At 53.9% G+C, this 14,082-nt stretch carries 14 protein-coding genes; 5 read left to right on the top strand and 9 right to left on the bottom strand.

Annotation, left to right across the window (positions count from 1 at the left end):
- Nucleotides 1-5: 5 nt before the first annotated feature.
- Entirely contained in the window at nucleotides 6-1,025 is a 1,020-nt protein-coding gene (locus AC0VXT_RS02965; RefSeq protein WP_475547436.1) for a fumarylacetoacetate hydrolase family protein, read from the bottom strand.
- Between the two features lie 91 nt (nucleotides 1,026-1,116).
- A complete protein-coding gene (hmgA, locus tag AC0VXT_RS02960) occupies nucleotides 1,117-2,487 on the bottom strand; it encodes a homogentisate 1,2-dioxygenase (RefSeq protein WP_475547435.1) in 1,371 nt (456 codons plus the stop codon).
- 79 nt (nucleotides 2,488-2,566) lie between these two features.
- Here hmgA and AC0VXT_RS02955 point away from each other — a divergent pair, with 79 nt between their 5' ends.
- A complete protein-coding gene (locus tag AC0VXT_RS02955) occupies nucleotides 2,567-2,995 on the top strand; it encodes a MarR family winged helix-turn-helix transcriptional regulator (RefSeq protein WP_417823081.1) in 429 nt (142 codons plus the stop codon).
- Nucleotides 2,996-3,014: 19 nt separating this feature from the next.
- On the opposite strand, the gene AC0VXT_RS02950 is transcribed toward AC0VXT_RS02955, so the two are convergent.
- On the bottom strand, nucleotides 3,015-3,857 hold the full coding sequence (locus tag AC0VXT_RS02950) for an IclR family transcriptional regulator (RefSeq protein WP_475547434.1): 843 nt from the start codon (nucleotides 3,855-3,857) through the stop codon (nucleotides 3,015-3,017).
- 203 nt (nucleotides 3,858-4,060) lie between these two features.
- On the opposite strand from AC0VXT_RS02950, the gene AC0VXT_RS02945 reads away from it, so the two are divergent.
- Genes AC0VXT_RS02945 through AC0VXT_RS02935 form a run of 3 tightly spaced genes read left to right on the top strand, consistent with a single transcriptional unit; the run spans nucleotide 4,061 to nucleotide 6,965 of the window.
- Nucleotides 4,061-5,119: a TRAP transporter substrate-binding protein gene (locus tag AC0VXT_RS02945; protein ID WP_475547433.1), complete on the top strand. Its 1,059-nt coding sequence runs from the start codon at nucleotides 4,061-4,063 to the stop codon at nucleotides 5,117-5,119.
- On the top strand, nucleotides 5,116-5,652 hold the full coding sequence (locus AC0VXT_RS02940; RefSeq protein WP_475547432.1) for a TRAP transporter small permease: 537 nt from the start codon (nucleotides 5,116-5,118) through the stop codon (nucleotides 5,650-5,652). Before AC0VXT_RS02945 ends, AC0VXT_RS02940 begins: the two co-directional genes overlap by 4 nt.
- Nucleotides 5,652-6,965 carry a TRAP transporter large permease gene (locus tag AC0VXT_RS02935; RefSeq protein ID WP_475547431.1) on the top strand — a complete coding sequence of 438 codons (1,314 nt, stop codon included), beginning with the start codon at nucleotides 5,652-5,654 and terminating at the stop codon, nucleotides 6,963-6,965. The genes AC0VXT_RS02940 and AC0VXT_RS02935 overlap by 1 nt, the downstream gene beginning before the upstream one ends.
- 83 nt (nucleotides 6,966-7,048) lie before the next feature.
- Here the strand turns inward: AC0VXT_RS02935 and hppD are convergent, their stop codons facing one another.
- The gene (gene hppD / locus AC0VXT_RS02930) at nucleotides 7,049-8,161 is read right to left on the bottom strand and encodes a 4-hydroxyphenylpyruvate dioxygenase (RefSeq protein WP_475547430.1); all 1,113 of its coding nucleotides are present in this window, start codon (nucleotides 8,159-8,161) and stop codon (nucleotides 7,049-7,051) included.
- A gap of 144 nt (nucleotides 8,162-8,305) precedes the next feature.
- Between hppD and AC0VXT_RS02925 the strand changes: the two genes are divergently transcribed.
- Entirely contained in the window at nucleotides 8,306-8,776 is a 471-nt protein-coding gene (locus tag AC0VXT_RS02925; RefSeq protein ID WP_276651458.1) for an Lrp/AsnC family transcriptional regulator, read from the top strand.
- A gap of 109 nt (nucleotides 8,777-8,885) precedes the next feature.
- On the opposite strand, the gene AC0VXT_RS02920 is transcribed toward AC0VXT_RS02925, so the two are convergent.
- The 5 genes from AC0VXT_RS02920 to AC0VXT_RS02900 all read right to left on the bottom strand — a co-directional run bounded on the left by AC0VXT_RS02920 (nucleotide 8,886) and on the right by AC0VXT_RS02900 (nucleotide 14,066).
- Complete coding sequence (locus AC0VXT_RS02920) at nucleotides 8,886-9,638, bottom strand: ABC transporter ATP-binding protein (protein ID WP_022731439.1); 753 nt, start codon at nucleotides 9,636-9,638, stop codon at nucleotides 8,886-8,888.
- Complete coding sequence (locus tag AC0VXT_RS02915) at nucleotides 9,635-10,396, bottom strand: ABC transporter ATP-binding protein (protein ID WP_022731440.1); 762 nt, start codon at nucleotides 10,394-10,396, stop codon at nucleotides 9,635-9,637. The genes AC0VXT_RS02920 and AC0VXT_RS02915 overlap by 4 nt, the downstream gene beginning before the upstream one ends.
- Nucleotides 10,397-10,399: 3 nt before the next feature.
- Entirely contained in the window at nucleotides 10,400-11,569 is a 1,170-nt protein-coding gene (locus AC0VXT_RS02910) for a branched-chain amino acid ABC transporter permease (RefSeq protein WP_244271213.1), read from the bottom strand.
- A gap of 1 nt (nucleotide 11,570) precedes the next feature.
- Nucleotides 11,571-12,587, bottom strand: coding sequence for a branched-chain amino acid ABC transporter permease (locus AC0VXT_RS02905; protein ID WP_022731442.1), 1,017 nt, complete (start codon nucleotides 12,585-12,587; stop codon nucleotides 11,571-11,573).
- Nucleotides 12,588-12,704: 117 nt separating this feature from the next.
- A complete protein-coding gene (locus AC0VXT_RS02900; protein WP_022731443.1) occupies nucleotides 12,705-14,066 on the bottom strand; it encodes an ABC transporter substrate-binding protein in 1,362 nt (453 codons plus the stop codon).
- Nucleotides 14,067-14,082: the final 16 nt, after the last annotated feature.

The following is a 14,082-nucleotide window of genomic DNA, read 5'->3' as shown; positions in this document are numbered from 1 at the left end:
CCACCTTAGCCCTTATATTGCGTGACGGTCTGATCGATCGCGCCAAAGATCGATGTGCCGTCTTTTCCCAGCATCTCGATCTTGACCCGATCACCGAACTGCAGGAACGGGGTTTTGGCCGCACCGGTTTCAATGGTTTCAATCATGCGGATTTCGGCAATGCAGGAATATCCCGCCCCGCCTTCTGCGACCGGCTTGCCCGGGCCCCCGTCCAGTTTGTTTGACACCGTGCCCGACCCGACCACACTGCCCGCGCCAAGCGGGCGTGTGCGTGCGGCATGCGCAACCAGTTGGGCAAAATCAAAGGTCATATCAACACCCGCGTTGGCCCGGCCAAACGGTTTGCCATTCAAATCAACGTTCAAAGGCAAATGCACCTTGCCCCCATCCCACGCATCGCCAAGTTCGTCCGGGGTGACGGCAACCGGCGAGAAGGCGGAAGATGGTTTGGACTGGAAAAAGCCAAATCCCTTGGCCAGTTCGCCGGGAATCAACCCGCGCAGCGACACATCATTGACCAGCATGATCAGGCGGATGGCATCGCGTGCCTGATCAAGGCTGGCACCCATCGGGACATCGTCGGTGATAACCGCAATCTCGCCTTCCATATCAATGCCCCACGCAGTATCGGCCATTGCAATATCATCACATGGCCCCAGAAAACGGTCCGATCCGCCCTGATACATCAGGGGATCAGTCCAGAATGTTTCGGGCATTTCCGCACTGCGGGCTTTGCGCACCAGTTCGACATGGTTGACATAGGCCGATCCATCCGCCCACTGAAACGCGCGCGGCAAGGGGGAATGGAGCTGGGTGGTATCAAGGGCTTCGCGTTTGGCAATCGATGACCCGGCGGCGATTTCATCAGCCAGTTCGGTGAGACGCGGCGCAACAATCGCCCAGTCATCAAGGGCGGCCTGCAAGGTGGGCGCAATCGCGCTGGCATCGACATAATGTGAAAGATCACCTGTCACCAGAACAAGTTGGCCATCGCGTGTACCGTTTTTAAGGGTTGCAAGTTTCATTGGGTTTCATGCCTCCGGCATTCTTGTCGTTAAGTCCAGAAAATCGTCTTTTTGTCGTTTGGCCATTAAGTTTGGGCTTTAAATTTGGGCTTCATGGGCGACCTTGCGGGGTGCCGTCAAATTTGCGTTCAAGCCCGTCCCAGCATTCAAGATAATCATCCTGAAGGGTTTCAAGTTCGGCGGCGAATTTGGTCAGTTGCTGCGGGAATTGGGTTTCGAACATAAACGCCATGGTGCCTTCGAGTTTTTCCGGACCAAGGTTGCTGTTCGATGCCTTTTCAAACCCGAACGCATCCGGACCATGGGCCAGCATCATGTTGTGCAAACTCATGCCCCCGGGCACGAACCCCTTTTCCTTGGCGTCATATTGCCCGCAAATCAGGCCCATGAATTCGGACATGATGTTGCGGTGATACCATGGCGGACGGAAGGTGTTTTCGGCGACCATCCAGCGCGGCGGGAAAATGACGAAATCGATGTTCGCAGTCCCGGCCTCGCCCGAGGGGGCGGTCAGAACGGTAAAGATCGACGGATCGGGATGATCAAACAAAATCGCCCCGACCGGCGAAAAGGTCCGAAGATCATATTTGAACGGCGTGTAATTACCATGCCACGCCACCACATCCAAAGGCGAATGGTCGATGTTGGTTTGATGGAACTTGCCACACCATTTGATCAAAATCCGGCACGGGGTTTCTTTATCCTCATAAGCCGCCACGGGCGTTTTAAAATCGCGCGGATTGGCAAGGCAGTTGGCCCCGATGGGCCCGCGTTCGGGCAGGGTGAATTTTGCGCCGTAATTTTCACAGACATAGCCCCGCGCCCCGCCGTCAATTCCGGCTTTGACGATAGATACCTTGAACATCATACCGCGCGGGATCAAGGCGACCTCAAGCGGTTCAACATTCATGATGCCAAGTTCGGTGAAAATCCGAAGCGTGCCACTTTCGGGCACGATCAGCATTTCACCATCGGCATTGAAAAAGTAATCATCGACCATATCGGTATTGCAGACATAGACGTGGCTTGCCATGCCGCTGAGCGTCATGGCGTCCCCGGCCGTGGTCACCGTGCGCATGCCGGTCATAAAGTCGGTTGGTTCGGACGGCATCGGGACCGGGTCCCAGCGCAACTGCCCAAGGGCCAGACTATGATCGCCGACGCAAGGGGCGGTTTTCCAATCAGGCAGGGAGAGGGATTTAAACCGGCCATTGTGGCGCACACTGGGGCGAATACGGTACAACCATGACCGTTCATTGGTGCCGCGTGGTGCGGTAAAGGGTGATCCAGAAAGCTGTTCGGCATACAGGCCATACGGGCATTTTTGCGGGCTGTTCTGCCCTTGGGGCAGTGCACCGGGCAGGCATTCCGTTTCAAAATCATTGCCAAAACCGGGCATGTAAGACAAATCGCTGCTTGCGCCGTTTTGGGCGGTTTTGCGGGTTGCGATATGATCGGTCATTGCCTTTTCCCTAACAATATTTGATATAGTTACATTCGTAACCATTATTTTTGTAACTATCAAACGGCCTTTTTCAGCCATGAAACCCGAGTTCGATTTACACAGCTTTCTGCCGTTTCTGATGCATCACGCCAGCGAAAAGGTCAGTTTCGGTTTCCGCGACATTTATCGCGATCAATACCGGATGACCCGATCCGAATGGCGCGTTCTTGCCACCCTTGGCCAATATGGCGCGCTGACTGCGACCGAAATCGTTACCCATACCGGGCTTCATAAAACCAAGGTTTCGCGCGCAGTCTTTTCCATCGAGCAGCGCCGCTGGTTAAAACGTCGTCAGGACGAACAGGACCGCCGTATTCAGCGCCTTGAATTAACCTCCCAAGGCCAGTCGGCGTTTGCGTCGCTTTGCAAAGCAGGCATTGCCTATGACCAAAAAGTCCGCGACTTTCTGGGTGAGGATGATTTCAGTCGGCTGTCTGCCCTCCTGACGAAGCTGAACGATCTTTGATCAGCATTCCTTTGCCACCTCAATCTTCGTCACGCGGATCACCGCCCCAACTTTGGGTGAATGCATCAATTTCAGTGCGGAACGCATCGAAGGCCGGGTGTCCGGGTTGAAAATAATCGGCCTTGGGGTTCATCAGCGTCACACAGCACGCCACCGCCCCGTCCAAATTGTAAACCGGCGCACTGATCGCCGATAAGCCGGGCACAATATCGCCTTCGATCACCGCCGCGCCGCGCGCCCGGGTATCGGTAACAAGGCGATCCACCGTCGCATCATCCCAATGCAGGATGTCTTGTTCGGCGTGAATGACATGTTCGATCGCACTTCTGGGCATGGCCGACAAAAAGGCCTGCCCGGTGGCTGAGCGCAAAAGCGGCATGACCGTTCCCAACCCCATGGTTGATATGATCGGCGGACCGCCATGTTCGGTGCGGATCAGAACCGGGCCGCGTTCACCCCAGATTGCCAGATGCCCGGATGAGCGCAATTCAATGGCCAATTTTCGCAATAAACGCCCGGCACGCATGACAACGTCATTGCGCTCAATCGCCGAAATTCCCATACGAAGCGCCATCGGGCCCAGCCCATAAAGCCCGGTTTGGTCATCCTGCCACGCAAGACCGATCCGCACCAGACTTGCCAGATAACGATGCACCTTGGCCGGTGACATATCGACCGCGGCGGCCAGGTCCTTTAGCGGGACCGGGAATTTGAAATCGCATAAAGCGGCAATGATGACACCACTGACCTCAACCGACTGGATGCCTTTGCGCGTGTCCGCCGCATCGGTTGCACTCATTGCGTCTGGTGCATCCAAGTCAACCTGATCGGTCAAAAGGTCTTTTGTCGGAAACTGGGTCAAAAAATTACCTTTATAAATTTCATATTGCGTAATTCATTATATATATCATAATTCCAAAGCAAAGAGGAAATCACATTCGGCGTCGGATCAAACCCGATGGACTGGATGCGCAATCCCCATCCACCGGCCAGGCTCAATAAGACCGGAAATGCCGACGCCCAAACAAACAACAACCCCATGATCAAGAAAACAGGGAGAGGAACATGAAACCGATGAATTTACGCAAAACGGTGATGAGCATTCTGGCCGGGGCCACCATGCTTGCCGGGGCCGGTGTGGCACAGGCCGCCGACATCACCCTTAAGGTCAGCCACTATCTGCCGCCAAGCCATGGTTTTCAGGTCGATTTTCTTGAAAACTGGGGCAAGCAGCTTTCGGAAAAGACCAATGGCAAGGTTGAGGTGCAAATCTTTGACGCCACATCCGCCTTTGGCAAGATCGACCGACAGGCCGATCAGGTGCGTGCGGGCGTGATGGATATGGCCGTGGGCCTCAATGGCATTCCGCGTGATCGCTATCCTGCTGCGTCGGTCATTGAAATGCCGTTCCTTGTGAAATATGCCGATTCCGGGTCGGAAACGCTTTGGAACCTGTATAAGGAAGGCCTTCTTGGCAGTGACTATCAGGACTTTAAGGTTCTGGGTCTTTTCACCCATGAAGGCGGGCTGATCCATACCCTCGATACCCCGGTGAGATCGCTTGACGACCTTAAGGGTCTTCGTCTTCGCACCCCAAGCCCGGCGGTTTCGGCCATGCTTGAATCGTTTGGCGCATCGCCGGTCGGACTGCCGCCATCAGCGATTTACGAAAACCTGCAGAAAGGCAATATCGAAGGTCTGGTAACGACCTGGGATCTGGTCAATGCGGTGAAGGCCAACGAGCTTTTGAAATATCATACCGATGCGGCGGCCTATACCGCCGGGTTCTATTTTGTGATGAACCAGAAGAAATATGACAGCCTGCCCGAAGATGTCCGTGCGGCAATTGATGAAATTTCCGGCGATGCACTGGTGAGTAAATTCGGTGACTGGTGGACCAAATGGGAAGCGGTTGGCAAAGCGGCCGCCGAAGAACGCGGCAATGAAATCATCGTCATTGATGATACGACGCGCGCGGAATGGCAGGCATCGGTCCAGCCGATGATCAAGGATTACCTTGAAAGCCTGAAAGAAAAAGGCGTTGCCGATCCGCAAGCCGTTTACAAACGTGCGCAGGAATTGGTCGCTGAATTTGACGCCAAATATCACGCTGGCGACAAATGACGCAACGCGCTTACAAATCTGGTGGATCGCGGCTTTATGCCGCGGTTGACCACCTTGACCGCGCGATGAACAGGCTGACCGACATTCTGGCATTTGTCGGCATGTCAGCCCTTATTGGCGCGATTGGCATTGTGGTTGTTGATATTGTCTGGCGGCGGATCGGCGGGCAATCGATGGTTGGCGTGGTTGATTTGACCCAGTTTTGCGTCATGGCGGCGGCCTCATGGGCAATCCCCTATGCCTTTAGTGCGCGCGCCCATGTCACGGTCGATCTGATCGGTAAAAACCGTCTTCGCATCCTTTTCAACACCATCGACAGGTTGATCCCGCTTCTCTGCGCCGGGATCATGGCCTTTTTGCTGTATCTGTCCTGGGGGCGGGCGATGGAGCAATGGGATTACGGTGATGTGTCGCAAAACCTTGCGATCCCGATGGTCCTGTTCTGGGGCTTTTTGCTCAGCGGCATGGCGATCTCGACACTGGTGTGTCTGGTGCATTTTCTTAAAACGCTTTTAACCAACGAGACTATTTGATGGCCACCGAATGGGCAGGATTAATCGGGTTTGTTGTCGCCCTGACACTCGCACTTTTGCGCGTCCCCGTCGCGATTGCGATGGCAGTTGTCGGCATTGGCGGCTCCTTGCTTTTGACCGACTGGATGTCGGCAAGCTATGTGATGGCAAGCCTGCCGTTTGAAGCCATTTTCCCTTATGGGCTGTCGGTTGTTCCGCTGTTTATTTTCATGGGTGTGTTTGCATCCCATTCCGGCCTGTCGGGTAATCTGTTTCGCGGCATCACCGCATTTTCCGGGCATCGTCCTGGCGGTTTGGCCGCATCAAGTGTCGGGGCCAGTGCCGTGTTTGGTGCGATTTGCGGATCGTCGCTTGCGACTTGTGCAACCATGGGCCGGGTGGCCTTGCCCGAAATGCAAAAACGCGGATACGCCAAAAGCCTTGCCGGGGCGTCAATTGCGGCGGGTGGGACGCTGGGCGTTTTGATCCCGCCGTCGATCCTGTTGGTGATTTATGCGCTGATGACTGAACAATCGATTGGTGCACTGTTTGCCGGCGCGATGATCCCGGGGATTTTGGCGACCATCCTTTATATCGCGTCCATCCGCCTTCAGGTAATGCGCAATCCGTCGCTTGCGCCGGTCAGTGACTATGTGCCGTGGTCGAAACGCTGGGGTGCTTTGCTTCAGATGTGGGATGCGATTGTTCTGATCGTCCTTGTCATTGGCGGGATTTATGCCGGACTGTTTTCCCCGACCGAGGCGGCGGCTGTTGGCGCGGGTGGGGCACTTTTGTTTGCGGGCATTCGCAAAAAGCTTAACTGGGCGACATTGCGTGCGGGCATTCGCGAAACGGCGGGCATGACCGGAATGATCTTTTTGATCCTGATCGGTGCGGCCCTTTTTAACTTCTTTATTGAAACAAGTGGGCTGACCCAGACACTGGTCAACTGGATCACCACACAGGGGTACTCACCGCTTGCTGTGCTGGTAACGCTTTTGGCGTTTTACATCGTTCTGGGCTGCTTTATGGACAGCCTGTCGATGATCCTTCTGACCGTTGTTCCGGCCTTTAACGTCATTACCGGGGTTGGCTATGACCCGGTGTGGTTTGGGGTTTTGCTGGTGTCGGTGGTTGAAATCGGCCTGATCACCCCGCCGATTGGCATGAACCTGTTTATCATTCAGGGCGTGTCATCGGATATGACAATTACCACCCTGTCGCGCGGTATCCTGCCGTTTTTGGCGGCGGACATTGTCCGCGTGGTTTTAATGGTGGCTATTCCCGGTCTTATTCTTTGGCTGCCACATCTTTTGGGGTTTGGCGCCTACTGACCCTGATCAACAACATCCCAGCAAAAAGGCCCGAAACAGCATCACCTGTTTCGGGCCTTTTTCATGAGGTTTCGCTTCAATCCCTATTCGGCGGCGTCGACTTTCAGGACACCACGGCGAATTTGGTCTTCTTCGATGCTTTCAAACAGGGCGCGGAAGTTGCCCTCGCCAAAGCCTTCGTCGCCTTTGCGCTGAATGAATTCAAAGAAGATCGGCCCGATTACGGTTTTCGAGAAGATTTGCAGCAGGATTTTGGTCATGCCGCCATCAATCACCCCTTCGCCGTCAATCAGGATGCCGTGCTGTTTCATCCGGTCAATCGGTTCATCATGACCCTGCACCCTGTCATGTGATTTTTCGTAATAGGTTTCCGGCGGGCCGGGCATGAATTTAAGCTCGTTGGCCGCAAGCTTATCCGTGGCGTCGTAAATGCCGTCCGTGCCGACCGCGATATGCTGAATGCCCTCGCCTTTGTATTTCTTAAGGTATTCTTCGATCTGGCTTTTATCGTCGGTCGATTCGTTCAGCGGAATGCGGATTTTACCACAAGGTGAGGTGATTGCGCGGCTAACCAAACCGGTGATTTTCCCGGCAATGTCAAAGAAATGGATCTGGGTAAAGCCAAACAGATCACGATAGAAATCCCACCATTTATCCATATTGCCGCGATAGACATTATGGGTCAGATGGTCGAGGTAATAGAAGCCAACCCCTTCTGGTTTTGGATCGCGTTCACCCAACCAGTCAAATTCCGCGTTATAGGCCGATCCGGCTTCATCATAGGTGTCGATGAAATAAATGATGGAGCCGCCGATCCCGACAATGGCTGGCACATCGAGTGTCTTGTCATTGCCAACATAAGGTTCTGCCCCCTTGGAGACCGCATGATCAAAGGCATGCTTGGCATCGACCACACGCCACGCCATTGACGGCGCACACGGGCCATGCTTTTGCACAAACGTCATTGCGTGGCTGCCCGGTTCGGCATTGAGGATGTAGTTGATATCGCCCTGACGCCAGACGGTGATGTTTTTGGTTTTGTGCTTGGCGACCGGTACATAGCCCATGCGGGTAAACAAGGCTTCAAGTGTTGCGGCGTCTTCATGGGCGAACTCGACAAATTCAAACCCGTCCGTACCGGCGGGATTTTTGTCGGTGATGGTGGCGCGCGGCGCATCATGGGGGAACGGGCCCATATGAAGTCTCCTCTGACTGGAATTATTCAATTTCTGATTAATCCAATCGTGCGCCAAACCGCGCGCAAAGTGCATGCATTTATGGTTGATTCTGACTACGTAATGCACACATCATGCATAGTTCATCAAAATAGCGCGGATATCATGCAACTTGATAAATTAGACCTTAAATTGCTGGCCGAACTGCAAAAGGACGGCCGCCTGACCAACAATGACCTGTCTGAGCGGATCGGGCTTTCGGCATCACAATGTTCGCGCCGTCGTGCGCGGCTTGAAGATGACAAGGTCATTCGGGGATACCGTGCCGATATCGACCGTCAGAAAATGGGGTTGGGGTTGCTGGTAGTGATATCCGTCACGCTTGCCACCCATAACCGTGACAATGCCAAACGGTTTGCCCGCCTTCTGGCCGATTTGCCCGAGGTCCTTGAGGCCTTTTCCCTGACTGGGGAGATGGATTATCACCTTAAGGTCGCAACACGCGATCTTGCCGCATTGTCGCATTTCGTCAATGAGGTGCTTTTGCCCCATGACTCGGTCCAGCATGTCAAAACATCAATTGTCCTAAACGTGCTGAAGGATTTTGAGGGGGTGGCCGTTGGTGCGCAAACCTGAAATTTGACCCGCACGCCCATACGAAAAAAGACCGCACCCGAAGGTACGGTCTTTTCTGTTTCGAAACTCCCCCTATCCCTGAGCTTCGAACTCCCCCCAAATCAAATCGTTAGATCGCGAGATACTGGTCACGCAGTTCTTCGTTATCGAGAACCTCTTGCGCGGTGCCATCAAAGACGATTTCGCCGCTGTCCATAATGATCGCGCGATCCGCAAGCTTGAGTGCCGCAATGGCATTTTGCTCAACAATGATCGTGGTGATGCCCAGTTTTTTGACGTTTTGCAGCGTCTTTTCAATTTCCTGAACAATCACCGGTGCCAAGCCTTCGTATGGCTCATCAAGCAACAGAAGCTTGATATCGCGGGCAAGTGCCCGGCCAATTGCCAGCATCTGTTGTTCACCACCCGAAAGCGTGATGGCTTCCTGTTCCGCCCTTTCGCCAAGACGCGGGAACAGTTCATAGATGCGTTCAATCGACCAGCCGATCGGCTCGGCAATCTGGGCCAGTTCAAGGTTCTGCTCAACTGTCATGCCCGGAATGATCCGACGATCTTCTGGCACAAGCTGAAGCCCAAGCTGGGCCGCCTGCCATGCCTTCATGGTGTGAAGCGGCTGATGGTCGAGCCAGATTTCACCATGCTTGAGTTCCGGGTTCGCCATGCGGGCCAAGGCCCGCAAGGTCGATGTTTTACCCGCCCCGTTACGCCCCAAAAGGGCCAGGATTTCACCTTCACGGATATCGAAGGACACACCTTGCACGATATAGCTTTCGCCGTAATAGGCATGCAGGTTATGGACCGAGAAAAACGCCGGGTCACCGCCCTGATTGCGAACAGGTTCCGTTTTTGGCACTGCGTTCATACCGCTTCCCCTCCGAGGTAGGCTTCTTTTACTCTGGGATCATTGCGCACTTCTTCAGGGGTGCCTTCGGCAATAATCGCTCCTTGCGCCAGAACACTGATGCGGTCGGCCAGACTGAACACAACATGCATGTCATGTTCAATAATCACCTTGGTCATGCCGCGTTCCTTGATCCTTTGCAGCAGTTCAATCGTGCGGTTGGTGTCATGGCGCGACATACCGGCAGTCGGTTCATCAAGCAGGAACAGCTTGGGACGCTGGCCCAAACACATTGCCAGTTCAAGCCGGCGTTTATCGCCGCGCGACATCGAACTTGCGATCTGATCCTGATGATCAATCAACCCGACATCCTCAAGAAGATGTTCGGCTTGCTCGCGGATTTCATTTTCCGCAAACAGGCTTTTGAGGAAGCCCATTTTGAATTCGCCATCGCGCTTGGCAAAGGCCGGGATCATCACGTTTTGCAACAATGACAAATCCGGGAAAATTTCCGGTGTCTGGAAGACACGCGCAACCCCAAGCTGGTTAATCTCGTGGGGTTGTTTGCCCGTCAGGACCTCGTCACCAAGCAAAACACGCCCCCGGTTAGGGGCAAGACGCCCGACGATCACGTTCAGAAGCGTCGATTTCCCCGCACCGTTCGGACCAATGATGGCATGAACTGTGCCTTCCTTGACCCGAAGATTGATGTCAGACAACGCGCGCAAACCGCCGAAATTCTTGTCCACATCGGTTACATCAAGAATGTATTCAGACATCAATCAGGCCTCCTTCGTCGAAGGTTGTTCTTTTTCTGTGTCTTTGGGCGCCGATGGAGATGACAAACGGCTGCTGACAAGACGCCACAGGCGACTAATCCCTTCCATGATGCCACCGGGCAAGAAGATCACGATCAGCATAAACACCAGACCAAGTGTCAGATGCCAGCCATCGCCAACAAACAGGCTCAGAACCGATGCGAATGCATTTGCCATCCAGTCCGGCAGGAACGAAAACGCATTCAAAAGAACTGAATCGTTAAAGGCCGACAGGATATTCTCGAAATATTTGATGACGCCCGCCCCAAGCAACGGCCCGATCAGCGTTCCAACACCGCCAAGAATGGTGATCAGGACAATCTCGCCCGATGCGGTCCATTGCATGCGTTCAGCACCTGCCAACGGATCGGTGACCGCCAGAAGAGATCCAGCAAGCCCGGCATACATGCCCGAGATGACAAAGGCCGTCATCAAATAGGGACGGGTATTATACCCGGTGTATCCCATACGGCTCTGGTTTGATTTGATCGCACGCAGTTTCAGGCCAAATGGGGACCGGAAGATGCGCAGATAGATGAAGAACGAAATCAACATCAAGGCCGCACAAATATAGAACCCGGAATAGCCGATGCCTTCAATCCCAAACAGGTTCGGGGTCGGAAGCGACGCATCAGCCTGAATACCAGCCGCACGATCCAGAATACGCGCATCCCCCTGGGTCAACTGCAGACCGGTTTCACCATTGGTGATCGGGGTCAGAACAGAATAGGCCAGGTTATAGGACATCTGCGCAAATGCGAGTGTCAGGATCGAGAAGTAAATCCCCGAGCGGCGCAACGAGACAAACCCGATGGCCAGCGCAAACAACCCTGACAGCACAGTTCCGAAAATCAACGCCGGAATAACGTTCATCGACAGCAGTTTAAACGACCAGACAGCGGTGTAAGAGCCCACCCCGAGAAAGGCCGCATGGCCAAAGGAAAGATACCCCGTAAGACCAAACAGAATGTTGTAACCAATGGCAAAGATGCCAAAGATCATGAATTTCTGCATCAGGTCAGGATAGGCCGCTCCAAAGGGCTGCAGCCAGATCGGCATGGTCAGGACCACTGCCGACAGAATGACCATGTAAAGGATATCCTGCTTTGGCGAGACGATTTTTGTGTTTGTCATTTTAGCTCTCCATCACACCGCGACGACCCATCAGACCACGCGGGCGGGTCAGCAGAATAACGACGGCAACAAGGTAAATGATGACTTGGTCAATGCCCGGGAAGATATCTTTCACCTCGGTCATGGATGAGAAGGACTGCAAGATACCCAGCAGGAACCCTGCGAGCACCGCACCGGGCAAAGAGCCCATCCCCCCGACAACCACCACGACAAATGACAGCACAAGGAAATCCATCCCCAAATGGTAATCCGGGGGCAGAACTGGCGTGTACATCACGCCTGCAAGGCCTGCGACCACCGCAGCCATGCCAAACACAATCGTAAAGCGCCGTTCGATGTTAATCCCAAGAAGCTCGACCGTTTCGCGGTCCGCCATCCCGGCGCGCACAACCATCCCATAGGTGGTGAAATGCAGGAACGAGAAAACAAGCCCGATGGTCACAAGAGAGAACGCCAGATAAATCAGACGCCACCAAGGGTAAACAACAGCTTCGCCAAGGCCGAACACGGCCCCGATTGCAGCAGAACCGGCAACAATATCCGGTGCCCCCTGCGGGATCGGATTGGCGCCAAAGAACGCCTTGATCAGTTCCTGCATCACAATGGCCAGGCCAAAGGTCACAAGGATCTGGTCGGCGTGTGGACGTTTATAGAAATACCGGATCAAACTGCGTTCCATCACGATGCCGATCAACAACATCACGGGTATCGCAAGAATGATCGATAACGGCACCGACCAGTCAATGATTGCCGTCCCGGTATCGCCAAACCAGACTTCAAGGTAAGGCGTTTCCTTGTAGGCATCAAAGAAGGTCACGGATTCATCTTTGACCCGCAAAGACAGGGTCAGGATTTTTTCCAGTGTCACCGCACAAAAGGCGCCCATCATAAAGATGGCGCCATGGGCAAAGTTCACCACACCGAGCGTGCCGAACACCAAAGTCAAGCCAAGTGCGATCAGTGCGTAAGCACCGCCCTTGTCCAAACCATTGAGAATTTGAAGAAATATAGCGTCCATCAGTTATCCGCCGCGTATTCGTAAAGGACTTAATGAAAAGACCAAAGAGACCTGCGTGCTGGCAAATGGGCCGACCATTCGGAAATGGTCGGCCCTGCTTGCATTATTTGGACTGTATCAAACCTGATACGGCCCCAGTTCCCCACCGAACATGTCGGCCGGATACTCAACCTGTGCACGCGGCACTTCTTTGACGACTTCAAGAAGGTCAAAGTTGGACTGTGGTTCTTGTTTACCACGTACAACCAGAACGTCTTTGAAGCACTGATGGTCTTCTGCACGGTACAGGGTCTTGCCGTTACCAGCGCCATCGAACTCGAAACCTTCGAGCTGTTTGATGACTTCCCAAGGTGCAAACGTACCGGCCATTTCACACGCGTTTGCATAAAGCAGCGTCTGAACATAGCAAGTGTGCGCAGCCTGGGACGGCGGGAAGCCGTATTCCTGACCAAAGGATTTCACAAAGGCCTGTGAGCCTTCATCCTGCAGCGACCAATGCCAGTTGGTGGTACCCAGAATGCCTTTTGCAGCATCGCCAGCACCCTGTGCCATCAGGCGGGAATACAGCGGAACAACGACTTCGAAGTTCTTGCCATTTACCTGTTTGTCACGCAGACCGAACTGAACAGCCTGAGTCAGCGAGTTGACCATATCCTTACCATAGTGGTTCAGGATCAGGACATCGGCGCCAGAGTTCAGAACCGGCGTGATATACTGCGAGAAGTCACCTGCACCAACCGGGGTACGGACAGTGTTCACAGTTTCCCAACCGATATTCTCGGTTGCGGCTTTGATCGATTCTTCCTGAGTCCAACCCCAAGTGTAATCGGCCGTCAGGTGATAGGCGCGACGTTCTGCGCCATATTCATCCAAAAGAACCGGCGCAATTGCCTGACCGGACATGTAAGCGTTGAAGAAATGGCGGAAGCCATAACGCTTTTTGTCTTTACCCGTTGTATCGTTCGAGTGGGTCAAACCCGCCATAAAGATCACACCCATTTCCTGGCAGAGACCCTGAACCGCGACAGCAACGCCCGAGGACGAACCACCGGTAATCATGGCAACGTTGTCTTTTTCGATCATGCGTTTTGCCGATGCACGTGCCGCGTCGGATTTGGTCTGGGTATCACCGGTCACGAACTCGACTTTCTTGCCGAGGATACCGTTGCCCTTAAGCTCAAGCGGCTTGATGGTATTGAGCATCCCGCCGTCGCCTTCACCATTGAGGTGTTTGACCGCAAGCTGATAGGCACGCAATTCGTCAGCACCCTCATCGGCATACGGACCGGACTGCGGTACGTTAAAGCCGAGTTTGATGCTGCTGGCATTGCCCGGGTCGCCCCGGAAAGTCTGGGCGTGGGCGTTCTTGATGAAATGCATCGGGAAAGTGCCGCCGATAAGGGCCGCACCTGTGGTTGCCGCGGATCCTTTAAGGACCGTACGACGTGATACATTCAGGATATTTTTGGTCTCCGACATGGTTTTCCTCCCCAAT

This window comes from Thalassospira sp. Z349TD_5 (assembly GCF_056173045.1).
This window is presented reverse-complemented; position numbering and strand designations above follow the sequence as displayed.